Annotated in this window: 22 protein-coding genes; 9 read left to right on the top strand and 13 right to left on the bottom strand. The window is 47.4% G+C overall.

Features of this window, described 5'->3' with window-relative positions:
* Positions 1–6: 6 nt before the first annotated feature.
* Together EOO50_RS02860 and EOO50_RS02865 are read left to right on the top strand one after the other, a co-directional pair.
* Positions 7–903, top strand: coding sequence for an alpha/beta hydrolase (locus EOO50_RS02860; RefSeq protein ID WP_290837715.1), 897 nt, complete (start codon positions 7–9; stop codon positions 901–903).
* Positions 900–1,685 (top strand): alpha/beta hydrolase, encoded by a 786-nt coding sequence (locus tag EOO50_RS02865; protein ID WP_290837717.1) that lies wholly within the window; start codon positions 900–902, stop codon positions 1,683–1,685. Before EOO50_RS02860 ends, EOO50_RS02865 begins: the two co-directional genes overlap by 4 nt.
* Here EOO50_RS02865 and EOO50_RS02870 read toward each other — a convergent pair.
* The 6 genes from EOO50_RS02870 to EOO50_RS02895 all read right to left on the bottom strand — a co-directional run bounded on the left by EOO50_RS02870 (position 1,682) and on the right by EOO50_RS02895 (position 11,329).
* Complete coding sequence (locus EOO50_RS02870; protein WP_290837719.1) at positions 1,682–2,344, bottom strand: ATP-binding cassette domain-containing protein; 663 nt, start codon at positions 2,342–2,344, stop codon at positions 1,682–1,684. The two genes, EOO50_RS02865 and EOO50_RS02870, sit on opposite strands and share 4 nt — an antisense overlap.
* Entirely contained in the window at positions 2,320–2,619 is a 300-nt protein-coding gene (locus EOO50_RS02875) for a hypothetical protein (RefSeq protein ID WP_290837721.1), read from the bottom strand. Before EOO50_RS02875 ends, EOO50_RS02870 begins: the two co-directional genes overlap by 25 nt.
* Positions 2,619–5,375, bottom strand: coding sequence for a PD-(D/E)XK nuclease family protein (locus EOO50_RS02880; protein WP_290837723.1), 2,757 nt, complete (start codon positions 5,373–5,375; stop codon positions 2,619–2,621). The genes EOO50_RS02875 and EOO50_RS02880 overlap by 1 nt, the downstream gene beginning before the upstream one ends.
* 63 nt (positions 5,376–5,438) lie before the next feature.
* Complete coding sequence (locus EOO50_RS02885) at positions 5,439–6,845, bottom strand: OmpA family protein (RefSeq protein ID WP_290837725.1); 1,407 nt, start codon at positions 6,843–6,845, stop codon at positions 5,439–5,441.
* Positions 6,846–6,954: 109 nt separating this feature from the next.
* A complete protein-coding gene (gene kbl, locus EOO50_RS02890) occupies positions 6,955–8,145 on the bottom strand; it encodes a glycine C-acetyltransferase (protein WP_290837727.1) in 1,191 nt (396 codons plus the stop codon).
* A gap of 40 nt (positions 8,146–8,185) precedes the next feature.
* Positions 8,186–11,329: a UvrD-helicase domain-containing protein gene (locus EOO50_RS02895; protein WP_290837729.1), complete on the bottom strand. Its 3,144-nt coding sequence runs from the start codon at positions 11,327–11,329 to the stop codon at positions 8,186–8,188.
* Positions 11,330–11,571: 242 nt separating this feature from the next.
* Here EOO50_RS02895 and EOO50_RS02900 point away from each other — a divergent pair, with 242 nt between their 5' ends.
* Positions 11,572–12,195, top strand: a complete 624-nt coding sequence (locus EOO50_RS02900; protein WP_290837730.1) for a superoxide dismutase — start codon at positions 11,572–11,574, stop codon at positions 12,193–12,195.
* A gap of 284 nt (positions 12,196–12,479) precedes the next feature.
* Here the strand turns inward: EOO50_RS02900 and EOO50_RS02905 are convergent, their stop codons facing one another.
* From EOO50_RS02905 to EOO50_RS02920, 4 genes are all read right to left on the bottom strand, one after another.
* Positions 12,480–14,378, bottom strand: coding sequence for an amidophosphoribosyltransferase (locus tag EOO50_RS02905; protein ID WP_290837732.1), 1,899 nt, complete (start codon positions 14,376–14,378; stop codon positions 12,480–12,482).
* 175 nt (positions 14,379–14,553) lie between these two features.
* The gene (locus EOO50_RS02910; protein ID WP_290837734.1) at positions 14,554–15,480 is read right to left on the bottom strand and encodes a PfkB family carbohydrate kinase; all 927 of its coding nucleotides are present in this window, start codon (positions 15,478–15,480) and stop codon (positions 14,554–14,556) included.
* Between the two features lie 216 nt (positions 15,481–15,696).
* Positions 15,697–16,176 carry a ribonuclease HI gene (gene rnhA, locus EOO50_RS02915; RefSeq protein ID WP_290837891.1) on the bottom strand — a complete coding sequence of 160 codons (480 nt, stop codon included), beginning with the start codon at positions 16,174–16,176 and terminating at the stop codon, positions 15,697–15,699.
* Positions 16,173–16,736 carry a phosphoribosylglycinamide formyltransferase gene (locus EOO50_RS02920; RefSeq protein WP_290837736.1) on the bottom strand — a complete coding sequence of 188 codons (564 nt, stop codon included), beginning with the start codon at positions 16,734–16,736 and terminating at the stop codon, positions 16,173–16,175. Before EOO50_RS02920 ends, rnhA begins: the two co-directional genes overlap by 4 nt.
* Before the next feature lie 171 nt (positions 16,737–16,907).
* Here EOO50_RS02920 and EOO50_RS02925 point away from each other — a divergent pair, with 171 nt between their 5' ends.
* The 6 genes from EOO50_RS02925 (at position 16,908) to EOO50_RS02950 (ending at position 22,164) form a co-directional block, all read left to right on the top strand.
* Positions 16,908–17,144, top strand: coding sequence for an acyl carrier protein (locus EOO50_RS02925; RefSeq protein WP_002988156.1), 237 nt, complete (start codon positions 16,908–16,910; stop codon positions 17,142–17,144).
* Positions 17,145–17,320: 176 nt separating this feature from the next.
* Positions 17,321–18,574, top strand: coding sequence for a beta-ketoacyl-ACP synthase II (gene fabF / locus EOO50_RS02930; RefSeq protein WP_290837738.1), 1,254 nt, complete (start codon positions 17,321–17,323; stop codon positions 18,572–18,574).
* 3 nt (positions 18,575–18,577) lie between these two features.
* Positions 18,578–19,324, top strand: coding sequence for a ribonuclease III (rnc, locus tag EOO50_RS02935; RefSeq protein ID WP_290837740.1), 747 nt, complete (start codon positions 18,578–18,580; stop codon positions 19,322–19,324).
* A gap of 113 nt (positions 19,325–19,437) precedes the next feature.
* A complete protein-coding gene (locus EOO50_RS02940) occupies positions 19,438–19,920 on the top strand; it encodes an IPExxxVDY family protein (protein WP_290837741.1) in 483 nt (160 codons plus the stop codon).
* A gap of 4 nt (positions 19,921–19,924) precedes the next feature.
* Positions 19,925–21,355, top strand: coding sequence for a pyruvate kinase (gene pyk, locus EOO50_RS02945; RefSeq protein ID WP_290837743.1), 1,431 nt, complete (start codon positions 19,925–19,927; stop codon positions 21,353–21,355).
* A 38-nt stretch (positions 21,356–21,393) separates the two neighbouring features.
* Positions 21,394–22,164 (top strand): Bax inhibitor-1/YccA family protein, encoded by a 771-nt coding sequence (locus tag EOO50_RS02950; protein WP_290837745.1) that lies wholly within the window; start codon positions 21,394–21,396, stop codon positions 22,162–22,164.
* Between the two features lie 44 nt (positions 22,165–22,208).
* On the opposite strand, the gene EOO50_RS02955 is transcribed toward EOO50_RS02950, so the two are convergent.
* From EOO50_RS02955 to EOO50_RS02965, 3 genes are all read right to left on the bottom strand, one after another.
* Complete coding sequence (locus EOO50_RS02955) at positions 22,209–22,559, bottom strand: hypothetical protein (RefSeq protein WP_290837746.1); 351 nt, start codon at positions 22,557–22,559, stop codon at positions 22,209–22,211.
* A gap of 63 nt (positions 22,560–22,622) precedes the next feature.
* Positions 22,623–23,705, bottom strand: coding sequence for a DNA polymerase IV (gene dinB / locus EOO50_RS02960; RefSeq protein ID WP_290837748.1), 1,083 nt, complete (start codon positions 23,703–23,705; stop codon positions 22,623–22,625).
* A complete protein-coding gene (locus tag EOO50_RS02965; RefSeq protein ID WP_290837750.1) occupies positions 23,665–25,773 on the bottom strand; it encodes a recombinase in 2,109 nt (702 codons plus the stop codon). The genes dinB and EOO50_RS02965 overlap by 41 nt, the downstream gene beginning before the upstream one ends.
* Positions 25,774–25,787: the final 14 nt, after the last annotated feature.

Genomic DNA, 25,787 nt, shown 5'->3' on the forward strand with positions numbered 1-25,787 from the left:
TTCGCGTTGAAAAAATTGGTCGTACTGTTGTTGTTTTTCGTCGGATTCGCTCACGCGCAATCGGATGGGTTCGCCCGAAGCAACGACGGTACGCCTATTTATTTCAGGACGTTCGGGCACGGAAAACCGATGCTCATCATAAACGGCGGGCCCGGAATGAACAGCAACGGCTTCGAATCGCTCGCCAAAAAACTCGGCGAAAACAACCTCACGATCATTTACGACCAACGCGGCACGGGAAAATCGGTATTGAAAAATTCGACGAAAACCAGCGTGACGATGGATCTGATGGCGTCGGACATCGAGGCGTTGCGCAAACATCTCAAAATCGAAACCTGGATCGTGCTCGGCCATTCGTTCGGCGGCATGCTGGGTTCGTATTATACGAGTTTGCATCCTGAAAAAGTCGAGAAACTTATCCTGTCGTCATCGGGCGGAATCGACTTGGAATTGCTCAATGAAACCGATCTGATCCGACGCAGGCTCGACAAAATCCATCGCGATTCCCTCGCCTATTGGGAAGCCAAGATCGACAAAGGCGACACGAATTACAAAACCCGACTCGGGCGTGGGCGCGCATTGGCTCCGGCCTACGTCGTAAACCCCAAATTCTACCCGATTCTCGCCGAACGCCTGACCCAAGGCGATCGCGAACTCAACACGTTGGTCTGGCAGGATTTGAATCGCATGCATTTCGATTGTGCGCCAAAACTCGAATCGTTCAAGAAACCCGTGTTGATCATACAGGGAAAACAAGACATCGTTCCTGAAAAATTAGCCGAAAAAGCGCATAAAGTCCTCGAGAATTCAAAAGTCGTCCTGCTCGAAAATTGCAGCCATTACGGTTGGCTTGACGCCGAAATTTCGTATTTTGAAGAAATAAACCGCTTCCTGAAAACATGAGTAAAATCGCCCTCTATAAAAACACGAAAATCCATTACACCGACGCGGGAAAAGGAACCGCAGTCGTCTTGCTGCACGGTTTCCTCGAAAACAGCACGATGTGGAACGAAATCGCACCCGAACTGACCAAAAAATACCGCGTCATCACGATCGATCTGCTCGGACATGGCCAAACCGAAGCCGTCGGTTACGTACAAACGATGGAAGACAACGCCGACGCCGTACATTCGGTCCTGTCTGCATTGCAAATCCGAAAGGCCGTGATCGCGGGACATTCCATGGGCGGTTACGTCGCGCTCGCTTTCGCCGAACTGTATCCTGAAATGACAAAGGGAATCGGATTGATAAACTCGACATCACTCGCCGACAGCGATGAGCGCAAAACCAACCGCGATCGCGCGATTAAGGCCGTAAAGAACGATTACGCGTCATTCGTGCGGCTTTCGATCGGGAACCTGTTCAGTGAAAACAATCGTGAACGCTTGTCACCGGAGATCGAAACCGTAAAACAGGAAGCATTGAAAACGCCGTTGCAGGGAATCGTGGCGTCGCTCGAAGGCATGAAAATCCGCAAAGACCGCGAAGTATTGCTGCACTTTGCGCCGTATCCGATCCTGCTCGTACTCGGCAAAAACGATCCGGTTCTCGTGTACGATGAAAACGTCGGACAAATCGAAAACACCGATGTGAAACTCGTGACGTTTGAAGACGGTCACATGTCGCCTATAGAAAACAAGGACGAGTTAATCGCCGCATTGCTGGAATTCCTCAAAGAAATCTAAAACATTCCTTCGCGTAAATATCCTTTTTCGACGAGCTCCGATTTGTTTTGCAAATGGTGGAGTTTTCCGTCTTTCATCAAAATTAAACGCGAACTCACGTCAATGATGTTGCGGTAATTATGATCGGTGATGACAATTCCTTTTTCTTGCGATTTTTCGATAATCAGCGCGTTGACTGTTTCAACAAGCTGGGGCGACAATCCGTTGTATGGTTCGTCGAGCAATACGAATTTGGCCGGATTGAACAGCAATAACCTGATTTCGAGGTAACGTCTTTCGCCCGATGATAAGTTTCCGATTTTCGAGTCGTATATTTTTCCAACCATCGGATCGTCGCAAAAACGGTCGACCTGCGATTTCTCCAAAGACAAAGCGATCGCCGTTTTTACCGGCAAATGTGCCGGAATGAAATTGTCCTGTTCGAGATAACTTATGTGTCGATGATAACCGACGACAGGTTCATTGTCAATCTTCAGGAATTTCTGGTCGGCCGAAATCATCCCGAAAATAATGCGCAGCAACGTCGATTTTCCCGAACCGTTTCGCCCGAGTAACCCAACGATTTCACCCGTTTTGCAAGTCAGCCAAACGTCAGACAAGATAATTTTCTCTCCGAACCGTTTCTTGACGCTGTCTATTTCGAGAATATGTCCTGACATACGACAAGGATTGTGATTAGGAGAAGATAGACCGTAAAGTTGATGACGAATGACGAAACCCAAAGTTGGGCGCGGCTCAAGCCATTGTTGCGGTAAAAAACGTATTCATTTTTCGCGCGGACTTCCTTTACGGCCAAACTAAATGCAAACCCGAAGAATAAAAAACTCCCAGCAAATCCCGCGATGCCGCCAAAAATCGCCGCCGCAAGTGATATTCCAAGATTCAACAAGACAGTACTCGCGAAGAAAAACCAGACATTCTTGAGTTTCCGCATCAGATTATTTTCTCGACAAACGGTTTTTCGGCATCGAGAATTTCGCGCAACAACGCGACCAATTGGCTCTTGTAATTTTCAAAAACCGATGCTCCGATCACGCTCGTCTTTGCTTCTCCGTCATTATAGATGAATGGCAAAAATCCCGATTTGAGGTTTTTGAACGAGATGATCCCGACCTCGATTTCAGTTCCGTTCGCTTTTTCCTCGAACATGTAAGCATAAGCCAAAACCTGGATGATCTTGTCGGTTTTGCTTTCGAGGATCAATCCGTTCCAGTCTTTGAGCGTGACATCCCTGGCTTCGACTTTCCCGGTTTTGTAATCGGTGATGCGGATTTTGTCGTTGCGTCGTTCGATGCGGTCGACATTTCCGCGGATCAAAACCGGATACGGCAGATCCGGGTGTGAAAGTTCGCGTTCATACGTTTCTTCAAGCGCGATGATCGTGATCTCGTCCCCGTTCGCGATGTCTTCGCGCTCGCGTTTTAGGAAATTCGACACGTTTCGTTTGGCGACTTCGAACGCGAGAAGATTTCGGCCTTTCTTGATCTCGCCTTCTTTGTAGACGATCTGGAATTGGCGCAGCACTTCGGCGTCGAGCTTTTTGAGACAGTCCGCGATGTCCTGTTCGATCAGTATTTTCCCGATGAGCGGACGATACAGATTCTCGAGCGCGCCGTGGATGATCGTACCCAGCGTATTGAGCGCAATGGTTTCCTCGACCTCATCGACATCGCTGATGCGCAATATTTTCTTGAAGTAGAAATCGGCGGGATTTCGGATATAACTCGTGAGCGCCGACGGTGAAAATCCGGCTTTCGCTATATCTGAAAGACGTTGCATGACGAGTGGCGACTTGGGGATTTCTATCGGTTTGTAGGCCGTCAGCGGAACTTCGGCGTTTTTGATTTCGTGCGAAAGTTGGTGCTTTGGTTGTTTTTCGACTTCGAGCTGTGTGATGAAACGGCTTTTTTCACCCGCATCCAAGCCTTCGCTTTCAGTGTTGTACAGCAAATAAATCGTCTTGGCGCGCTGCAGCAAATGATAAAAGTGATACGTGTAGATCGCGTCTTTTTCCTTGAACGTCGGCAATCCGAGTTCGCGTTTTACATCGTACGGAATAAATGAATTGGACGACTTGCCCGCGGGAAAATTCCCCTCGTTCATCGACGTTACGATCACCGTATCGAAATCGAGCACGCGGCTTTCGAGCACGCCCATAATCTGCAGTCCTTCGAGAGGTTCGCCTTCAAACGAGACTTCGGCCAGATCCACGACTTGTTTGTAGATCGCCTGAAGCGTTTCCATCGATTCGGTTTGGGAATGTCGCGAATAATGCGAGATCAGTTTGTTGATGACTTTGAAAACAGCGTACAGGAACGCCTTGGCGACTTTCTCTTCCTGATTGTCGTTGCCGAGTCTGGATTTGATGTACAGCAAGACATCGGACACGGTCTTAAGCGCCTCCAACGGACCCTTGTCCCACTTTTCAAACAACGAGGCAAACAACTTCGACGGATTGGCTGCGCGCTCCAACAGACGCTGTTGCGTAATGAACGAATAATTGTTGCGATTGATCAGCGAAACGATTTCCTGGGCGTTCGCATAGGGTTCGATCAATGGATGCGAAAGGATGTCGAGTACGTCCTTGTAATAAAAAACGTAACTGGACGCGTTCCTTGCCAAAGCGTTAATATGGGTTCGGAAAAGCTTCGCAACGAGAATTTGGGCGGGATTGTTCTTGGCCGAATAACCCATCGTGATATTTAGCGCATCGACGCTCGACGGCAACGCATACAGCAGCGGCGTGAGCAGACTTTCTTCTCCGAGCACGATGGCGGTTTTTTCGAGATTCGGATTTGATTGGATGTGCTTTTCGATAAGCGTTCCTGCGATTTTGGCTTGTCCGATAGTCTTTGGCGTTCCGATTACATGAATTTGCTTTTCAGACGCGAAATCGTCGGCGATCCAATTGAACGGCCGGCTTCGGTAATATTTCCAATCCTGTTTGAAACGTCGGATAAAAAGCCCGGCATCGTGCTGCTCGTCTTTTAGAAACACCGAATCGATATCCCAAAAAATTTCGGCAATGTCGTGGGCGAGTAATTGTTGGATGATTTTTTCCTCGGCGGCATTGAGCGCATTGAAACCAGCGAATATGAATTTTTGGTCTTGCACCGACGAAACGAAATGTTCGATGTTCGCGACGGCTTCGCGGTAGATCAATCCTTGGTAACCGACGCCTTTCTGCAGTAAAGCTTCGTAAAGGCGCGTATAATATTCGGGCAGTTTTTCCCAGAATTTTAGATAGTTGGAAATCATTTCGGTGCGTTGCTCGAGATCGACCGACCAATGTTTGATGTCTTCGATGTCTTTGAGATACGCCAGGACGCGCAAAGGCTCAAGCAGATACCTGTCGATTTCATTGAAATCCTGTAGCAATACTTTGCCCCAATTCGCAAAAAGTTCGAAGTCCTGAGGCTCGCCGGGATTCGCCTCGAGATACACATCGTAGAAGAGGAACAACAATTCGATGTTATCGATGGTTCGAATTCCCGCAACATCCTGGATGAAATCCTCGATACTGATGATGTTGGGCGCGAAGACGTTTCCCGTTATTTGCTGCCGCAAGGCTTCGAGTAGGAAAACGCGTGCCCGCCGGTTGGGTAAGATTACGGTGACGTTTGAAAAATCGGCTTGATGTCGCGCGACCAATTCCTGCGCCAGTCGGTCAAGAAAACTGGTTTTGCTCATTTTGTAAAAATAAAAAAAACGCCCCGATTTCTCGAGGCGTTCTTTGTATTAAGATGGGTGAAATTATTCTTTGATCAATTTCACTTCAACTCGTCTGTTTTGCGCTTTACCTTTTGCAGTCTTGTTAGACGCGATCGGCTTAGTTTCACCGAAACCTGCAGATTGCAATCTGTCAGTTCCGATTCCTTGCTCGATTAGGTAGGTTTTAACAGCAGCTGCACGGTTTTCAGACAATGTCTGGTTCAATGCGTTGCTACCATCGCTATCAGTGTGTCCTTCCAAAAGGAATTTAGACGCTGGGTATTCTTTCAAGATAGCAGCCATGTTCTGAAGAACTGGGTATGTTTGTTCTTTGAAAGTCGATTTACCACTGTTGAACAAGATAGTTCTAGCGTACTCGTTCAATTTCTTGATTTGCTCTTCAGTGATTTCAGGACATCCGTTGTTAGCAACTGTTCCTTTAACTGATGGGCAACGATCGTCTTTGTCTAGTACTCCGTCTCCGTCAGTATCTGGCCATGGACAACCACCGTTTTCTTTAGGACCTTTAACGTCTGGACATTTGTCTTGTTTGTCAGTGATTCCGTCTCCGTCAGCATCTGGACATCCGTTAAGAGCTTTCAAACCAGCAACATCTGGACAAGCGTCATCTTTATCGCGGATACCGTCTCCGTCAGTATCAGGACATCCACGGAACTCAGCAGTACCAGGTTGGTCAATACAATCGTCTTCTTTATCTTGGATTCCGTCTCCATCAGTGTCAGGACATCCTTGGAATTGTGGCAAACCTGCAACTTCCGGACAAGCATCATCTTTGTCGTAGATTCCGTCTCCGTCAGTATCTTTACCTCCGAATTTGAAAGTAAGACCTGCAAAGTGCTGCATGTGTGAAGGGAAAACATTTCTGTCGTCTTCGAAAGAGTGCTTGTAAGTAGATTGGAACGTCAAACCAACTTGTTCAACAACCCAAAACGTAACTCCAACACCTCCGTTTACTGTTCCGTTGTTCTCGTCGCCCAACCAAGTGTAACCTCCACCAACGTGTAGGTATGGATCGAACCACTTAGATTTCAACAAGTTCATGAAGCTATACTTGATAACTCCATCAACAGCGTAATACTTCAAATCACCAGGATTCGATACTTCGTAATCATCGATTCCAGTTGCGCCTTCACCTCTTCTACTAACGAACTTGTCGATTTTGTTGAGTGATCCTGTCACACCGAAAGTGAATCCGCTTCCGATATGTCTTGATACGTTAAGGTAAGACACAGATGGGATGATGTTCCAGTTGTCTTTAGCATTAAAATACTCTGAGAACTGGTCTTCTAATTTAGATGCGGCGCTAAAACGCGTGTCAACGGCGTTCGCACCAAACGATACTGCCCACGGGTTGTCGCTGTCCTGAGCCTGCGTGCTCAAGCCAAACAACATCACTGCCGCGGCAAAAACTTTGTTAAGATGTTTCATACTAGATTTCATTTTTAGTTACAAAAGTTATTAGAACAAATGTAATCCGTCTTTTTTTAACAGCAAAGACAAATGTTAAAAAAATAACATAACGTTAAGATTGATTTCTTCAGATGATTTGCAATGTTTTTCCTACCTCGGTGAACGCGGATATCGCTTTATCGAGATGTTCCTGAGTGTGCGCAGCCGAGAGCTGGACACGGATTCGCGCTTTTTCCTTGGGTACGACAGGGAAGAAAAATCCTATTACGTAAATTCCTTTTTTGAGCAACTCGTTGGCCATATTTTGGGACAGTTTCGCATCGTATAGCATGACCGGAACGATGGCCGAATCACCATCGATGAAGTCAAATCCCGCCTTTTTCATGCCCGCTTTAAAATAATTCGTATTCCATTCTAGCTTGTCGCGCAACGTCGTGTCTTTCTTCAACAATTCAAAAACCTTGATCGAAGCACCGACGATTGCGGGCGCCAACGAATTCGAAAACAAATACGGGCGCGAACGCTGACGCAGTAATTCGATGATCTCTTTTTTACCCGTCGTATAACCGCCCATCGCGCCGCCAAGCGCCTTTCCAAGCGTTCCCGTGATGATGTCGACTCTTCCCATGACGCCTTTGGCCTCGGGCGTTCCTTTTCCTGTTTTGCCGATGAATCCCGCCGCGTGGCATTCGTCTATCATGACCATCGCATCGTATTTGTCGGCGAGGTCGCAAATTTTGTCGAGTGGCGCGACGAGTCCGTCCATCGAAAAAACACCGTCGGTCACGATCAATTTGAAACGCGCTCCGGCCTCGCTGGCTTTTATTAACTGTTGTTCAAGATCGGCCATGTCGCTGTTCTCGTAACGGTAGCGCATCGCCTTGCACAAACGCACGCCGTCGATGATCGAAGCGTGGTTCAAGCTGTCGGAAATGATCGCGTCCTGCTCGTTCAAAAGCGGCTCGAAAACGCCTCCGTTCGCATCGAAAGCCGCGGCATATAAGATCGTATCTTCGGTCCCGTAAAATTCGGCGATCGTTTTTTCAAGCGTCTTGTGAATGTCCTGCGTTCCGCAAATGAATCGCACCGACGACATCCCGAAACCGTGCGTATCCAACGTGTCTTTCGCCGCCTGGATCACTTCAGGATGAGACGACAAACCCAAGTAATTGTTCGCGCAAAAATTGAGCACCGTTTCGCCGTTCACAGTGATTTCAGCACCTTGAGCCGACGTGATCACGCGTTCTTTTTTAAACAATCCGTTGTCCTCGATCGCCTGCAGTTCGTTTTGAAGATGTTCCTTGATTTTTCCGTACATAATGTGTTGTATTTCTATTGTAGTGTAGTTGAATTTCGTCTTACAAATGTATCACATTTAAATCTTGGCCTGTGTAGACAAGCACTTTTTTGGACACTTTGTAACCCATATTTTCAATCGCCTCAGCGTAGGTTTCGAGCTGTTTCACGTATTTCGAATTATGGCTTCCCGTCTTGTAATCAAGCAAATAAACTTCATTATTTCGCGCCAAAACCATGCGGTCGGGTTTGATGATGCCCGATTGTTGTCGGATGATCGTCTGCTCGTTCAAAATCCGATTGTCTTCACTGAAAAATCCGACCAGATCCGAATGCGACACGATATCAAGAAGCGTTCGCGTAACGGTTTCCTTTTGCAAATCGGTGATCAAACCATTCTCGATTGCTTTCTCGATCGCGAGCTCGATATCCGATTCGGTTCTCACCATCGACAATATCTCATGGATCGTATTGCCGTACTCGATCGCTTCCTGCTGTTTCGAGCCCCACATGAGCGATTCGCGCTGGGCGATCTTTATGCTTGACATCTGCAGCGGTTCGGCGACCGACGTTATGAATTCGGGTTCGCCCAAATCAGGTTTGTCTTTCGATAATTTCGTCGGATTCCCGAAGTCGTACGAGAAAACGTTTCGGTCAAAAACACCTTTCGTCTCAAGGAAATTCACGAAAAACGTCGACATGTTGTTCTGTTGTGGTTCTCCGTTCTTCGTGAAATTCATGGCCGAAATCACATACAATTGTTCCTCGGCACGCGTCAACGCGACATAAAGCACGTTGATGTTGTCGAGCAATTCTTCTTGTTTCTTCTGCTGATAAACCTGGGCGGCCTTTTCCCCGAAACCTTCTACCGAACTGTTGTTGTCGATGAGCACTTTCGGCAATTCCAAAACCGCATCGTCAATGTCGAGCCAGAGTTTGTCTTTTGGTTTCCGACTGTATTCTTCCTCGGCGAACGGCATGATCACGACGGGAAACTCAAGCCCTTTCGACTTGTGGATCGTCATGATCCGGACGGCGTTTTTCCCCTCGGGCGACGGAATGCTGAACTTGTGCGAATTCGTCTCCCAATAATTCAAAAAGTCCGAAATCCCAGCCTGTGTTCGGATGTCGCGCTCCAGAACGATGTCGAGAAAATATTGAACGTACGCGTTATTCTCGACGATGAACTTTGAAATGATCGTCTCAACGGCTTCATACAACGACTTTTTGCGGATGCCCGAAAACGAAACCCCAAGCCCGAAACCTTCAAGCCATGTACAAAACTCATTTTCATCGCGTCTTTCCATTCCCGCGGCGATAAAATCGTGAAGCGGAAACACATCTTGTGAATTATCGGCGAGATAATGTAAGAAAAGCGCTTTCGATTGGGCGTCGTTGCTGTTTTTTAGATAACGCAGCAGGTTGATGATGAACCGAACTTCAGTCGCCGCCGCAATCTGCAAGGTTTCCGATGACAACAGTGGAATCTCGTTCTCGGTCAAATGATTCGCCACCATGATTCCCTGATCGCGTTTTCGCGTCAAGATCGCAATGTCGCTGTACTTGAAACCTTGCGCGAGCGCTTTTTGGATGGTCGAAAATGTCGCGTGTAAATGTTGTTCCGCCTTTTTGGGCGCGTCTTCATCGTCTTCCCCGGTCGGCGGTAAAAACGAGATGTTTACGTAACCGCCGGCTTTCGATGTCGTGTTCTGCCTGCTTTGTTTCTCGTACAATTCCTTGTAATCGACGTGAGCGAATTCGTTGGCGATAAACTCGAAAAAATCGTTGTTGAAATGGATGACTTCTGAATAACTGCGCCAGTTCGTATCGAGTTTCGACATTTGCCAATCGACATTTACGAACGGAGTTCCGCCTTTTCCAAGCGCGATGAATTGTTCCGCTTTTCCGCCTCGCCAACGGTAGATCGATTGTTTCGGGTCGCCTACGATCATGAGCGTTCCCTTTATCCCGAATTCGTCTTGTCCCGACAACGCGTTCCCGATAAGCGGAATCAGGTTTTTCCACTGCATTTCGCTCGTGTCCTGAAACTCGTCTATGAAATAATGCCGATAACGCTCACCCAAACGTTCGTAGATGAACGGCGCGGGCTGGTTTTGGATTTCGCGGTGAATGATCGCATTAAATTCGGAAATCGACAAGATGTTCTGTTCGGTTTGGATGCGTGCGAGTTCGTTGTTTACGGTATTGAGCAACGACAAAGGCGTGATGTTTTTCAAGAACGCCAGATACATGTCGCGTTTGCCATAATTCGCATAGATGTTCTTGAGCGTTTGCAAGAGTTCGGGCAGCAGCGATTCGATCAGGTCGCGATCGCGGGCCGCTTTATTGATGCGGACGTCGTCAAATTCGTGGTACTTTTTATTCTTCGGGCTGAATTTTCCTTCGGTGATTCCCTGCAGGTGTTTCGGAAAATGTCCCGCCGAGAAAGACGTTAAGTCAATTCCGTTCGACTCCAACATTCCCAACGCAGTCTGCGCCAGAACTTGGTTTTCCGATTCGATCGCATTGCTGACTTCGCCGAGTTTATCCTTGAGCATCATAAATTCGGGAATAGACTTCTCGCTTAGATGTGCGATTTCGCTGCGATGGTTTTCGTTCAACGCCAAACGCCCGGTTTCGAGGATTTCGCGTGAAATGTCCCAGGATTTGTCGTCGTCGGTTTTTTCCATCGTGAAATCGACGAGCAGTTTGGTGAGCGTCTCGTCTTCGCCGGCTTGTGCGATGATGGCGTCGACGGCTTCGGTCAAAAGATTCTCGGTATCGAGCGAGACTTCGAACGTCATCGGCAGATTCAGATCGCGCGCGAAAGCCCGGATGACTTTGTGCGTGAACTTATCGATAGTCGAAATGTCGAAGGCCGCGTAATTGTGGATGATGTGCCGAATGATCGCTTTCGCCTTGAGTTTGATGTCGGGCACTGAAAGTTTGATTTCGCCCGACAGATCGCGCATTAGGCTTTCCCCTTTCTCCGACGTCGAATCGCTCGCGAAATCAGACAAGCTCGACACGATGCGGCTTTTCATCTCGTGCACCGCTTTGTTCGTGAACGTGATCGCGAGGATGTTTCGGTACGCGTCGGGTTTCGGCGAACTCAGGATGATTTTGAGATATTCCTTGACGAGCGTGTAGGTTTTCCCGGATCCGGCCGATGCGTCGTAGATGGAAAATGAAATCGTATCGCTCATTTTTTATTGTTCCTGATTTTTTGACACGAAGACATGAAGCCTCGAAGTCACTAAGAAATTAAACATTGATCGCAATAGCAAGAAAACTTTGTGACTTCATGTCTTCTCGCCTTTGTGTTAGCCAGCGCAGCGTAAATCGAGTATTTTTAAATAAATTATAACGGCAGCTAACTTCCATTTCCAAAGTTAAATCTTTAAATTTGAAATGAAATATTTATGAACTATATAAACAACTAGAAATTATGGCATTCGAATTACCGAAGTTACCTTATGCCTATGATGCGCTTGAGCCGCACATTGACGCGCGCACCATGGAAATTCATCATACCAAACACCACAATGCTTATACGACCAACCTCAACGCTGCGATTCAAGGCACCGATATGGAAGGCAAGACGATTGAAAATATCCTAATCAACCTCGACAAGAAAAACGCGGCAGTTCGCAACAACGGCGGCGGTTTTTACAACCACAATTTATTCTGGACGATCATGAGCCCGAGCGGCGGCGGAAAACCTACGGGTGAACTGGCCGACGCTATCGAGCGCGATTTTGGCTCGTTCGAGGAATTCAAAGCGAAATTCTCTAAAGCGGGCGCGAGCCAATTCGGTTCAGGATGGGCTTGGCTTTGCGTGCAACCGGGCGGAAAGCTCGAAGTGTGCGGAACGCCTAACCAGGATAATCCATTGATGCCCGACACAGGCTGCGGCGGAACTCCGATCCTGGGAATGGACGTTTGGGAACACGCGTACTACTTGAATTACCAAAACCGTCGTCCGGATTATATAGAAGCATTTTTCAATGTGATCAACTGGACCGAGGTTTCAAGACGTTACGCAACTGAAAAGACGAACGATAAGCCGTAATCCAAAACGGTAAAACGCAAAAGCGGCTGGGAAAATCCTCAGCCGCTTTTTTTATATACTTATTGTAACTTTCTTGGTTTTGGGTCGGACTCTTTCTGAAACAAAAATGGTGACCGTTATAAAATAAAAAAGGTGAAATTTCTTTCACCCTTTTTGCCCCAAATCTACCATAAACTTAACCTACTAATGCTATGGTGATACGAATGTATAGGGTCGATATTCTTTTAACAAAAAAATTAGTTGAACTACACCAATAATCGATAAAGTGCAACATTTACATCGTTTTAGTACGCTCTTGCGTCCTTTCCTTCATAGAAATTCATGAAGGCTTTGTTCACGACACGGTTACCTCCGGGCGTCGGGTAATCTCCTGTAAAGTACCAGTCCCCAAGGTTTTTAGGGCAAGCCTTATGGAGATTTTCTACGGTTTGGAAGATGATTTTTACCTCGGCGTTGATGTTGTCGGTGTGCAACATTTCGGCGATTTTGTCTGAAATCTCCTGATCGGTGAACGGCGCATACATATCCACGACGTAATTCACGACTTCATGGTCGGGCAAATTCTCCTGCGCCTTGCATTTTTTGTAGACTTCATCGACGATGCCGTACAAATTGCGTTCTTTCAATAGCTCGATCGCGGCGCGAAAAGCTACCAATCCTTCGAGTTTTGCCATGTCTATACCGTAACAATCAGGGTAACGGATTTGAGGCGCCGACGACACGATCACGATCTTCTTCGGCTTCAATCGGTCGAGCATTTTAATGATGCTCATCTTAAGCGTTGTCCCACGAACGATACTGTCGTCGATGATGACAAGGTTGTCGGTAGGTTTCACGACGCCGTACGTGACATCATATACGTGCGCGACCAGATCATCGCGGCTGCTGTCTTCAGTAATGAACGTGCGAAGCTTTGCATCTTTGATCGCTATTTTTTCCATTCGGATTTTTACCGACAGCAATTCGGCCAATGTCTCCTCGGTCAGCGTGTTGCGGTGATCGAGAATATGTTGGTTCTTACGTTGGTTCAGGAAATCGCGAGCGGCTTCGGTGAGCCCGAAGAACGACGTTTCGGCCGTATTCGGGATATAGGAAAAAACGGTGTTATCGGTATCTTTGTCGATCGCTTCGAGAACCTGCGGCAAAACCAGTCGGCCCAATTCCTTGCGTTCGTTGTAGATTTCGGCATCGCTCCCGCGCGAAAAATAAATGCGTTCGAATGAACACGCTTTGTCGACGGTTCTCGGAATGATTTCCTGTTCCGACACGGTTCCGTTTTTCTTGATGATAAGCGCGTGTCCCGGAGTAAGTTCCCTTACGTTCTCGAAATCGACGTTGAAAACCGTTTGGATTACCGGACGTTCCGATGCCACGACCACGACCTCATCGTCCTCATAAAAATACGCCGGGCGAATTCCCGCCGGATCGCGGAACACGAATGCATCGCCATGACCGAACAGACCAGCCATCGCATAACCGCCATCCCAGCCTTTTGAAGCGCGTTTCAGGATGCGTTGTACATTGAGTTTATCGGCGATAACGGGTGAAGCCTCGCGCTTCGACAAACCTGCTTCCTTACATTCCTGATATAGATCATCGACCTCATCGTCCAAAAAGTGTCCGATTTTTTCCATTACGGTCACGGTGTCGGCCATTTCCTTAGGGTGTTGCCCGAGCTCGATCAAACTGTTGAACAATTGCGTGACGTTCGTGAGGTTGAAATTTCCGGCGACGATAAGATTTCTATGCATCCAGTTGTTCTGGCGCAAGAACGGATGAACACTTTCTATGCTGTTTTTTCCGAAGGTTCCGTATCGCACGTGACCCAGGAAAACTTCGCCCACATAAGGAACGTTTCGTTTGAGTAGGTCGATGTCGTCGTTATATTCGGGATGATTCGTCATCTCGTCGTTGATGCGGCCATTGATCTGGGCAAAAACGTCCTGGATCGGCTGCTGATCGTTCGAACGCACGCGGCTGATATAACGTTCCCCAGGCTGCAAATCGAGTTTGATGCTCGCGAAACCGGCGCCGTCCTGACCGCGGTTGTGCTGCTTTTCCATGAGCAGATACATTTTTTGTATGCCGTAAAAAGCCGAACCGTATTTCTCCTTGTAGAAGTCAAGCGGTTTTTTCAATCTAAGGAACGCGATGCCGCATTCGTGGGTGAGTTTGTCGCTCATTTTAGTTGTTGTGTTTTTTGACTAATGACCAAAGACTAATGACGAAGGACTAATTCAAGGTCTTGAAAAACCTGTATCTGAAACCATTGTCGTATGTCCTTAGTCTTTCGTCATTTGTCTTTCGTCTAAATATTCCCAATCAAAAACGCCCCGAATTTTCGAGGCGTAGTTATTCTTATTGTAATGCGATGTCAAACTGCGTAAGCGCCCTAAACTGTTTAAGGCGTGCGATGACCTCGTCTTTTTCAAGCGATTCCATTCGCTCGGTTCCGAATTTTTCAACGCAGAACGATGCGAGGTTCGAACCATATATGATCGCGTTCTTCATGTTGTCGAACGAGATATTTTCGCTTTGCGCGAGGTAACCTGAGAAACCTCCGGCGAACGTGTCGCCTGCTCCCGTCGGATCGAACACTTCCTCAAGCGGCAATGCCGGAGCGAAGAAAACGTCTTTGCCTTGGAAAATCAACGCGCCGTGTTCGCCTTTTTTGATAACTACATATTTCGGGCCCATCGTATGGATCTTTGCGGCGGCCTTCACAAGCGAATATTCGCCCGAGAGTTGACGCGCTTCCTCGTCGTTGATCGTAATCACATCGACGCGTTTGATCACTTCGAGCAATTCAGGTAACGCGCAATCCATCCAGAAATTCATGGTGTCGAGCACGACGAGTTTCGGGTTGGTCGTCATTTGGTCGAGGACGCTTGTTTGGACGAGCGGATGCAAATTTCCGAGCATCACGACTTCAGCGTCTTTAAAATCTTCAGGAACTTTTGGTTGGAAGTCGGCCAGAACGTTGAGCTCGGTCACCAAAGTGTCGCGGGAATTCAAGTCGTTGTGGTATTTTCCGGCCCAAAAGAATGTCTTTCCGCCTTTTACGATCTCGATTGCCGAAATGTCGATATCGCGAGCCGTAAGCAAGTCAAGATGTTCCTGCGGAAAATCCTCGCCCACAACTGATACGATCGCTGATTTGACATTGAAAAATGAGGCTGAAAGGCCAATGTAAGTTGCTGCTCCGCCAAGAATCTTATCGGTTTTCCCGAACGGGGTCTCGATTGCGTCGAACGCTACGGTGCCGACAATAAGTAGTTTGTTCATTCAGTGTTTCAATTGAAGGCGCAAAGATACTTTATAATGGATAAAGTTGCAACGGATGTCCGTGGTAAAGTTTTGTGAAAATAAGGTATTGACGTTAAGTGCCTTGCGCTCGATTTTAGGGAGTTTCGCAGACCTAACAGGTTTTGGAAACCTGTTAGGTCTAGCGAAGGTAATTTTCCCTTCAATGCCGCGACTACATTTTTTATGTCTTTATTGTTAAAGAAGTTTCTTTTCCTCACGCTCATAAAAAGCATCGACATTGAGCCTGGGCAACTGCGACGCCATCACGGCCAATTCGTCACAGCGTTCGTTCTGCGGATGCGAATTATGCCCTTTCACCCATTGGAACGCAACGGAGTGTTGCCTGTAGATCTTCAGGAAGCGCATCCATAAATCGGGATTTTTCTTACCTGTGAATCCTTTTTTCTCCCAGCCGAAGACCCAGCCTTTCACGACCGAATCGATCACGTATTTCGAATCGGAAATGACCAAAACACTCGTCATCGGCTTTTTCAATTTTTCCAATCCGACGATTACCGCCAGTAATTCCATGCGATTGTTGGTCGTGAGTCTGAAACCTTCGAAGAATTCCTTTCGATAAGGTTGTCCGACGAGTTCCAAAATCACACCGTATCCGCCCGGACCGGGATTTCCTTTGGCGGCGCCGTCCGTATATAAGTGAACGTCGGCCATCAGGATTGCAGGAGTTTTTCAATGACAATTGGGAAATGTTCGTGTTCGAGGCGTTGTACTTTCGCCGCGATTTCCTCGGCCGACGTACAATCATCAACCGCAACTTTTTCCTGGAAGATGATCGCGCCTTCGTCGTAATGATCGTTCACAAAATGGATTGAAATTCCGGTCTCGGAGTCTTTATTGGTAAGGATAGCGTTGTGGACGTTCATCCCGTACATGCCTTTGCCGCCATATTTGGGCAAGAGCGCAGGATGTATGTTTATCACCTTATTCGGGTAAGCGGCGATGATATCCGACGGAAACTTGAGCAAGAATCCCGCAAGCACGATCAAATCGGGACTGAATTCGTTGACCTTTTCCAAGGCAGTTCCGTCCGACAAATCTCCTTTCGAAACCACGACTACGGGAACGTTTAAATTTTGCGCCTTCTGGACTACGCCGGCTTCCGCTTTATTGGTAAAGATCGCAACGACTTGTGCAACAGGATTTTTGCTGAAATAGCGAATGATGTTTTCAGCGTTCGATCCCGAGCCTGAGGCGAACAGCACGAGCTTTTTCATGTGTATCGATTTGAAACGCAAAAAAACGCATAATTGCCGATATTAAATAAAATTACAGACCCTTTATGAAATTAATTTTTTAAATTAGTCTTCACATTTACGAACCAAAACGTGGTAATACAATAAAGTTTTTTATTTTTGCCAACAAATTAAAATTTAAAAAGAAAGATTATGTCAGACATTGCATCAAGAGTTAAAGCGATTATCGTAGACAAATTAGGCGTTGACGAAAATGAAGTCGTAGCAGAGGCAAGCTTCACCAACGATTTGGGAGCAGACTCCTTAGACACTGTTGAGCTTATCATGGAATTCGAAAAAGAATTTGACATCCAGATTCCGGACGACCAGGCTGAAAACATTGCTACTGTTGGCCAGGCGATTTCTTACATCGAAGAAGCTAAAAAATAATATATTCCAGCACCCGTATCCATTAGTGTTTGCGGGTGTTATTATTTTTTCAAAAACCTAAATTACCGATTGATTTTTCAATCATCAAAATACTACATAATACCTGTGACTTTTTATGATCCTAGAACATAAAGCATAGGTATTATTTGTTTAAACAATAAAACAATACAGAATTTATGGAGTTACGGCGCGTAGTGGTTACAGGTTTAGGTGCATTGACCCCGATTGGAAACAATATTCAGGAATACTGGGACGGGCTTATCAATGGCAAGCCTGGAGCGGCCCCAATCACTTATTTCGACACGACACATTTCAAGACGAAGTTTGCCTGCGAGGTGAAGAATTTCAACGTCGAAGATTTTATCGAACGCAAAGAGGCACGCAAAATGGACCGATACGCACAATACGCCGTCGTTTCATCTGAAGAAGCCGTCAAAGATGCCAATTTTGATTTCGAAACCCTCGACAAAGACCGCGTTGGTGTAATTTGGGGTTCGGGAATCGGAGGCCTTGAAACGTTCCAGCAGGAAGTCATGGAATTCGCCGCCGGCAACGGAACGCCAAAATTCAACCCATTTTTTATCCCGAAAATGATCGCCGACATCGCCGGTGGACATATTTCCATCAAATACGGTTTCCGCGGGCCGAACTTTACGACCGTTTCAGCCTGTGCATCATCGACGAACGCTCTCATCGACGCTTTCAATTACATCCGATTGGGTCACGCCGACGTCATGGTAACCGGAGGTTCTGAAGCAGCGGTCACGATTGCCGGCATGGGCGGATTCAATGCCATGCACGCGCTCTCGACACGCAATGACGATCCCGCGACGGCTTCACGCCCAATGGACAAAGACCGCGACGGTTTCGTTCTTGGCGAAGGTGCCGGCGCATTGATTTTAGAAGAACTCGACCACGCGATCGCACGTGGCGCGAAAATATACTGTGAAGTCGGAGGAGGCGGAATGAGTGCCGACGCGCACCACATCACGGCGCCTCATCCTGAAGGTTTCGGAGCGAGGAACGTAATGTTCAGCTGTTTGCGCGACGCAGGTCTAAAGCCCGAAGACGTGGACGGAGTGAACATGCACGGAACATCGACACCGCTTGGCGACATCGCCGAATCGAAAGCCATAGAAGCCGTTTTTGGCGAGCATGCGTACACAATGAACCTGAACTCGACAAAATCGATGACAGGCCACTTGCTCGGAGCTGCGGGAGCGATCGAAACCATCGCATCGATCCTGTCGATCAAATACGGAATCGTTCCACCAACGATCAATCATTTCACTGACGACGAAAACATTAACCCACGTCTCAACTTCACGTTCAACAAAGCGCAAAAACGCGAGATGAAAGTGGTGATGAGCAACACATTCGGGTTCGGAGGCCACAATGCCTGCGTGCTCGTGAAAAAATTCGAACAGTAATCCTTGAAACGTTTTATCAAAAATATTTTTAAGAAAGATTCCCGTTCTCCAGAAGACGGGATTTTTTTTGATGCTATCACCTCGATACTCGGTTTCGAGCCCATAACCATTGCCTTTTACCAATATGCGTTCACGCACCGTTCCTCGAACAAGCACGACCAGAACGGAAATCCGATTAATTACGAACGTTTGGAATTTTTGGGCGATGCGATGCTGAGTTCGGTAATCGCGGCGCATTTGTTCAACGAAGTACCGTCAGGCGATGAAGGTTACCTGACCAAAATGCGCTCGAAAATCGTAAGCCGCGAGCATTTGAACGAACTCGGACGAGACTTGCACCTACTCGATTTCATCGACAGTAAGATCGCGCCGGTTCATTTCGGCGAAAATGTCCACGGCAATATCTTCGAAGCTTTGGTCGGAGCGATCTATCTTGACCGAGGTTACGCCTATTGCGAGATTTTCATCCAAAAACGCGTAATCGAACCATACGTCGACATTCCACGTCTCGAAGGAAAAGTGATCAGCTACAAGAGTTTGCTCATCGAATGGTGCCAAAAGGAAAAACTCAGCTTCCATTACGATGTTTTTGAAGACAACGGCATCGATGGCCAACGGCTCTACGGCGTAAAACTGAGCATCGGCGGAAAGGTAATCGCAAAAGCGCGCGCCACGTCCAAGAAGAAAGCCGAAGAAAAAGCGTCCCAACGCGCCTATTTTGCATTTCAGGAAAAAATTAACAAAAAATAAATCACATTCTCTAAAACTATATCGATTTCGTTGACAATTTAACGTTAACTTGAATCGATGCTTTTTTGATACTGCTTTATAAATGTTATCTTTACGGCTTACTTTGAAGCGGAATGGCCACTCATAAACTGTATATCGACGAGTTTGACGAAATCGACTATCAACTCATCGCTATCCATACTTCGCTAGAAGATTATCGCCTGGCCTTCTTCATTAATCAAAAATTCCCGGTGCTGCTCAGCAAAAACAACGACGAGATCCAGATTACGGCCAAGACAGGAAGCACGATGCTTTCGCGTTACAGTTTCGACGATTCCGAGAGTTGCTCGAGTTGGGATCTGCTGCAGAACAAAAGCGAAATCCATTCACAATCGACTTCCACAACGGGCGACCTTTTTTCAGGAACGAACCTAAAAGTTTCGACCAAAGCCTGGTTATTGCCCGAATTCAAGAAAGTCGACTATTTCCTAAAGCTGCAAAACAGCGAAGTTTCGGCCGAAAGCGTAACCGAATCGCTTCAGGAAATCGAACACATAACCCTTTCGTATCCAGTCGATACGAGCCGCATTAAATCGATAAATAATCTAATTTTTTAATAAAATGCCAACGAACAAGAAAACGAAAATTGTCGCCACACTTGGACCGGCGTGCAGTACGCGCGAAGTCCTGAAAGACATGATCGACGCAGGAGTAAACGTATTCCGTGTCAACTTTTCACATGCCGATTATGACGATGTCCAATTCAAGATCGACACCATACGTTCTCTCAACGCCGAATTCGGATACACGACCGCAATCCTCGCTGACCTTCAAGGCCCGAAGTTGCGCGTTGGCGTCATGAAAGATGACGTTGTCGTGAATCCCGGAGATATCATCACGTTCCAGACGAGCGAAGATATTCCCGGCACTGCCGAACGCGTCTATATGAACTACAAATCGTTTCCTGCCGATGTAAATCCGGGCGAGAAAATCTTGCTCGACGACGGGAAATTGATGTTCGAAGCGATTTCAACAAACGGAACCAGCGAGGTCGTAGCCCGAGTAATCCAAGGCGGACCGTTGAAATCTAAAAAAGGCGTAAACCTTCCGAACACGAAAGTCTCGCTTCCGGCGTTGACACAAAAAGACATAAAAGATGCGATTTTCGCCATCAAGGCTGACGTTGACTGGATCGCGCTTTCATTCGTGCGTACGCCAAAGGATCTTGAAGAACTTCAGGATTTGATCGCCGAACATTCGGATCATAAAATTCCGATCATCGCCAAAATCGAAAAACCTGAAGCCGTCGAGAACATCGACAAGATCGTTGCGTTTTGCGACGGACTTATGGTTGCCCGAGGCGATTTGGGTGTCGAAGTTCCGGCACACGAAGTTCCGCTTATCCAAAAGAAACTCGTCAACCGCGCAAAAACGGCCAGAATTCCGGTAATTATCGCTACGCAGATGATGGAAACGATGATCACGAGTTTGACTCCGACGCGTGCCGAAGTGAACGACGTCGCAAACTCGGTAATGGACGGAGCCGACGCGGTAATGCTTTCAGGCGAGACATCTGTCGGAAACTATCCGGTCCAGGTCATCGAAAAAATGACGCAGATCATTGAAGCGGTCGAAGATTCTCCACTGATCCAGGTTCCGCAAAATACGCCACAGATCCGCACCAAGCGTTTCATCACGAAAACGATTTGTTACCACGCGGCTTCAATGGCAAACGTGATCCGTGCGAAAGCGATCTGTACGCTTACGAACAGCGGTTACACGGCATTCCAGATCTCGGCTTGGCGTCCGCAGTCGCACATTTTGGTATTCACGTCGAACAAGCGCATCCTGACGCAATTGAACTTGCTTTGGGGCGTGAAATCATATTTCTACGACAAATCGGTCAGCACCGACGAAACCGTTACCGACGTAAACCAAATCGCGAAAGACAAAGGTTATGTAGAAAAAGGTGATTTCCTGATCAACCTCGCGGCAATGCCGGTGACCGACAAAGGAATGGTGAACACATTGCGTGTATCGGAAATCGAGTAATCGAAAAAGAAATTCCTATTTTTGAAAAAACAATAGTTATGTTCAAATCAAATAATCCATTCTTCAAGAACAAATCGTTCACGAACACGAGCCGTGCCGCTGAAAAAGTGCACGAAGCGGTCGTAATCGACTACAACGAAACGATGACCGTTTCAGGTACGATCAACAAGACGATCTTCATGCTTTTGGGCTTGATGGCGAGTGCCGGAGTCACCTGGTTTCTCATCGCGACAGGCGCTTTGAATCCATTTATTCCACTTGTTGCAGGCGCGATTTTGGGAATCGTATTCGTATTGGTCGTTTCGTTCAAGCCGCAACATTCGGCTTGGGTCGCTCCCGGTTATGCGATTTTCGAAGGTTTGTTCATCGGAGCCTTGTCGGCGATTTTCGAGGCCATGTATCCCGGAATCGTGATTCAGGCAGTCGCCGCGACTTTCGTTACGTTCTTGGTTTGCCTCGGATTGTATCGCGCGGGAATCGTGAAAGTGACCGAACGATTCAAATCGGTCGTGATCGGTGCCACGATGGCCATCGCGTTGTACTACCTGCTGAGTTGGATCAGTACGTTTTTCATCAATTACCAACCGATCCATCACGGAAACTCGCTCATGAGCATCGGAATCAGCGTATTCGTAATCGTGATTGCCGCGTTGAACCTGTTCCTCGACTTCGACCAGATCGAAAAAGGAGCGCAGCAACGCCACCCGAAATTCATGGAATGGTTCGGAGCGATGGGCTTGATCATCACGTTGGTTTGGCTGTATGTCGAATTCCTCAGATTGTTGTCGAAGCTCGCGAGCCGCGATTAACCATAAAATTCAAATAGAAAAGCCGCTCCAGTCAGCGGCTTTTTTTATTCGACGTAGGCAACTTCATCACCTATCGTATATCGTATCGTGCGTTTTCGGCTTTTGTCTAAAGGCGTTTCCGCGATTTCGATCGCTCCGTGGATGACGAAGGATTTTGGGTTTTCGATCACCATCTGCTTGCTGTTCACATCGAATGTCACTTTGTCGGCGTCGCAAATCTCAACGATACTGTCGGCAAAGTCAACTTTTTCCATGACCATTTTTTTAGCGTCCGAATCCCAGGTCATCCCGTTATCGCTGTAAAAATTTCCATCCCCGACATTCCTTACAGGACAAGATTGCGAGAAACCGACGAAACCGAAAAGTACCGCAACTAAAGTCAACACATTTTTCATACTGCTATCGTTTGTCCCAAAAGTAACGAAATACAAATTCCCAACACGCAAGTTAACAAGGAATTAAAAGTCGAATTTGAGCTGAACTGCGACCGTTTTCTTTTCCTCGGTATTCAAATTGCTCAACGAAATTCCCAGCAAACGAACCGATTCCTTCATTTTCTCCTGATACAAAAGGTCTTTTGCGGCATCGTAGAGCAACGATTTGTCTGAAATGAAATACTGCAGCGTCTTACTGCGCGTCTGCAGCGTAAAATCACTGTATTTGATTTTAAGCGTCACGGTTTTCCCCGCGACCGAATATCGCTTGAGCCGACGTTCGAGTTCGCCCGCGATCATCTCGAGTTTTTCAAGCATGAAAATCTCCGACGTCAGGTTCTCGCTGAACGTGTGTTCGGTCGCCACTGATTTCGCGACGCGTTCACTCTTCACCTCGCTGTTGTGGATGCCGCGCACGATGTAATAATAGTAGGTTCCCGATTTTCCGAAGTGCTTTTCGAGAAACTCGAGTTCCTTCGTTTTCAGATCGGCTCCCGTAAAAATGCCGAGTTGGTACATTTTCTCTGCGGTGACCTTCCCGATCCCGTGGAATTTCTTGATCGGCAAATTCTCAAGGAAATCCAGGACTTCATTTGGATTCACGGTCTTCTGCCCGTTGGGTTTATTGTAGTCCGACGCGACTTTCGCCACGAATTTATTGATCGAGATTCCCGCCGAAGCCGTCAAACCCGTTTCCTCGAAAATACGCTGACGGATTTCCTGGGCGATCAACGTCGCACTCGGATTTCCTTTCTTGTTGTTGGTCACGTCGAGATACGCCTCGTCGAGTGAAAGCGGTTCGACCAAATCGGTGAACTCGAAAAATATCTTTCGGATGCGTTGGGAAATTTCCTTGTACCGATCGAATCTGGGTCGCACGAAGATGATCTCGGGACAGTATCGCTTGGCCAAAACGCCGCTGAGCGCGCTCCGAACCCCGAACTTCCTCGCCTCATAACTCGCCGCTGAAACCACGCCTCGTCTTTCGCTTCCGCCAACGGCTATCGGCTTTCCGCGCAATTCGGGATTGTCGAGCTGTTCCACCGAAGCGTAGAACGCGTCCATGTCAACGTGAATGATCTTGCGGTTGCTCGCCGGCTGTTCCATTTGAAAATTTGAGATAATTCTCGGTTATATCGGTTTTCTGTTTCTTCTCGGTCGGCAAAAAAAAGCTGATCGGTTTCTTGAGGAAATGCCTCCAAATCGACAATGCCACGAAACGCAAATCGAAGAACGAAATATTTCGCGAACGCAACGCCAAAGTTACCGACAACGTGAAACTCACGAGGAAGTTCACGAGCCCGATGACCACGATTCCGATCAATCCCCAAACGAGCATCGATCGCGTCACGTCGAAATCAGCCCCGAACAATGCCAGCGCCAAATTCCCACTGGCAAAGGTAATGTGCCTGATGTCGAGATTCAAGCCCAAAAACATCCCGATCGGCGCGGTGCTTCCCATAAAAACCCCGAACCAAAAGTTTGAAACGATTCCGGCCCAACGTTTTTCGTACCAAGCCGCGATCTTCAATGTACGCGTGCGGCCCAAGCGTTTTTTGAGTACGGGATGTTCCTGGATTCGGTAATAAATCTGGTTGTGTTTATCCCGGTTGGCGATGCTTCCCGAGATAATCCCCGACAAAAAAAGGAAAACGCCCGCAATCGCCGCGTGCAAAATCGCCGCCGAATGCATCGGGCTCAAATCCCAAAGCAAAAACGGCCATTTCGTCTCGGCGATGTTCACGCCCAACGTATAATCGATCAGCCAGATCCCGAAAAGCGCAACCGGAAACGCCATCAAGACATTCCCCACGAAGGCGATGAACTGTGATCGAAAGACTCGGGCGAACAACACTGCGAACGCCGCATATTTTTCCGATGGTTTTCCCTGTTTTTTCGAACCTTCCTCAAGCGCTTTCGCAAGTGCCGATGCCGTCATGGCGGGCTGTTTCGTCGCGAGCGTCGCACCCGTTATATAGATCAGGATAAAACCGAACGCGTAGTTCATGCTGTACAAAAACGCATGACCGAAGAAACTGGTTTCGACCTTCGACAGCAACACTTTAAATACACACAAAAACCCGACGATCAATCCGCCGCCCAACGCCGACCTGAGCATTTTGAAATAGCCGCGACTTCCTTCAGTGATGTAATGTTCGCCCGTTTTAGCCGTGTGTTGCGTGACCTCGTACGAGATGAGCTGCGTGCTTTCGGCAATGAATTTACGCACGTTATTCTTGTGGCAATTATAAGTGATGAGCTGTAAAGCAAGTGCGATACTTTGTCGTTTGCGGAATATTTGGTCATCGACGGCAAGCAACGGCATCAACTTCTCAAGGCGTTCCAATTGCTGACGAATCTTGAGCAGATGCTGGTTCACACGAATCGAAATCCCATATTTGGAACTGTTCGCAAATGCTTTCACTACGAAATCGACGCATTGATGATGCAAAATCTGGAGTTGCCGATACGCCAGATCGTTCGTGCGGATATAATGGATATCGGTTTTACGGATGCGGTCGTCAATCTGCATCAACTCCTTTTCAAACGCCATGAACGGGCTTTCGAGATCGTCGAATTCGGGCACCATTTTGATCACGTCCGATTCCATCGCGCGACCGCTGATGCGTTGCGTGATCAAGTGCATCGACAGCAACATTTCCGACAAAGGCGAATCGGGTTCTATCGAATCGTAGATCGTATCGAAACCCATCAAGTCGAACAATTCCTCGAGTTGTTCTATCGGGATTTTCTGGATCCAGATTCGGTCCGACGCCAGGTAAAAAACCTGTGTCAATACGTATTCAAGCCGGTCTTTTCGAGGCTGACGCGGCAGGAATTTGGCGGCGATCCGTTTCCGAAGTTCATAGAAGAACTCGGTGTTTTGAACCATCGCGGCATCCGACAAGAACTGGTTGAACTTCTTATGGGTAAGGATTGATTTTACGTACTCGGCGAACTGGACGCGACATTCGGGATTGGATCTTAAAAAATTGAGGAAATCCGACAAATCGACAACGACTTCTTTTTTGGGTTTCGCGGGTCGGAAAAATTGCACTAGCTCGACCAAAACATCGATGTCGTCGGCGTCTTTCTGCCAAGGCGAATCGCTTTTACATCTTGAGGCGACAAAGCCCGAAGCCGTGATTTTTTCCCTCTTTTTGCCCAATCTCATTTTGTCTCTTTGGG

It is taken from the genome of Flavobacterium sp. (genome assembly GCF_004211145.1).
Taxonomy (GTDB): domain Bacteria; phylum Bacteroidota; class Bacteroidia; order Flavobacteriales; family Flavobacteriaceae; genus Flavobacterium.

Bases quoted from the DNA above. Each gene is read 5' to 3' on its own strand.
- dinB (WP_290837748.1), bottom strand. From the start codon at position 23,705: ATGGAACAGCCGGCGAGCAACCGCAAGATCATTCACGTTGACATGGAC.
- EOO50_RS02880 (WP_290837723.1), bottom strand. From the start codon at position 5,375: ATGAGCAAAACCAGTTTTCTTGACCGACTGGCGCAGGAATTGGTCGCG.
- EOO50_RS02865 (WP_290837717.1), top strand. From the start codon at position 900: ATGAGTAAAATCGCCCTCTATAAAAACACGAAAATCCATTACACCGAC.
- EOO50_RS02910 (WP_290837734.1), bottom strand. From the start codon at position 15,480: ATGAACAAACTACTTATTGTCGGCACCGTAGCGTTCGACGCAATCGAG.
- fabF (WP_290837738.1), top strand. From the start codon at position 17,321: ATGGAGTTACGGCGCGTAGTGGTTACAGGTTTAGGTGCATTGACCCCG.
- EOO50_RS02875 (WP_290837721.1), bottom strand. From the start codon at position 2,619: ATGCGGAAACTCAAGAATGTCTGGTTTTTCTTCGCGAGTACTGTCTTG.
- EOO50_RS02955 (WP_290837746.1), bottom strand. From the start codon at position 22,559: ATGAAAAATGTGTTGACTTTAGTTGCGGTACTTTTCGGTTTCGTCGGT.
- EOO50_RS02950 (WP_290837745.1), top strand. From the start codon at position 21,394: ATGTTCAAATCAAATAATCCATTCTTCAAGAACAAATCGTTCACGAAC.
- kbl (WP_290837727.1), bottom strand. From the start codon at position 8,145: ATGTACGGAAAAATCAAGGAACATCTTCAAAACGAACTGCAGGCGATC.
- EOO50_RS02870 (WP_290837719.1), bottom strand. From the start codon at position 2,344: ATGTCAGGACATATTCTCGAAATAGACAGCGTCAAGAAACGGTTCGGA.
- EOO50_RS02905 (WP_290837732.1), bottom strand. From the start codon at position 14,378: ATGAGCGACAAACTCACCCACGAATGCGGCATCGCGTTCCTTAGATTG.
- pyk (WP_290837743.1), top strand. From the start codon at position 19,925: ATGCCAACGAACAAGAAAACGAAAATTGTCGCCACACTTGGACCGGCG.
- EOO50_RS02940 (WP_290837741.1), top strand. From the start codon at position 19,438: ATGGCCACTCATAAACTGTATATCGACGAGTTTGACGAAATCGACTAT.
- EOO50_RS02885 (WP_290837725.1), bottom strand. From the start codon at position 6,845: ATGAAACATCTTAACAAAGTTTTTGCCGCGGCAGTGATGTTGTTTGGC.
- EOO50_RS02965 (WP_290837750.1), bottom strand. From the start codon at position 25,773: ATGAGATTGGGCAAAAAGAGGGAAAAAATCACGGCTTCGGGCTTTGTC.
- EOO50_RS02925 (WP_002988156.1), top strand. From the start codon at position 16,908: ATGTCAGACATTGCATCAAGAGTTAAAGCGATTATCGTAGACAAATTA.
- EOO50_RS02920 (WP_290837736.1), bottom strand. From the start codon at position 16,736: ATGAAAAAGCTCGTGCTGTTCGCCTCAGGCTCGGGATCGAACGCTGAA.
- EOO50_RS02900 (WP_290837730.1), top strand. From the start codon at position 11,572: ATGGCATTCGAATTACCGAAGTTACCTTATGCCTATGATGCGCTTGAG.
- EOO50_RS02895 (WP_290837729.1), bottom strand. From the start codon at position 11,329: ATGAGCGATACGATTTCATTTTCCATCTACGACGCATCGGCCGGATCC.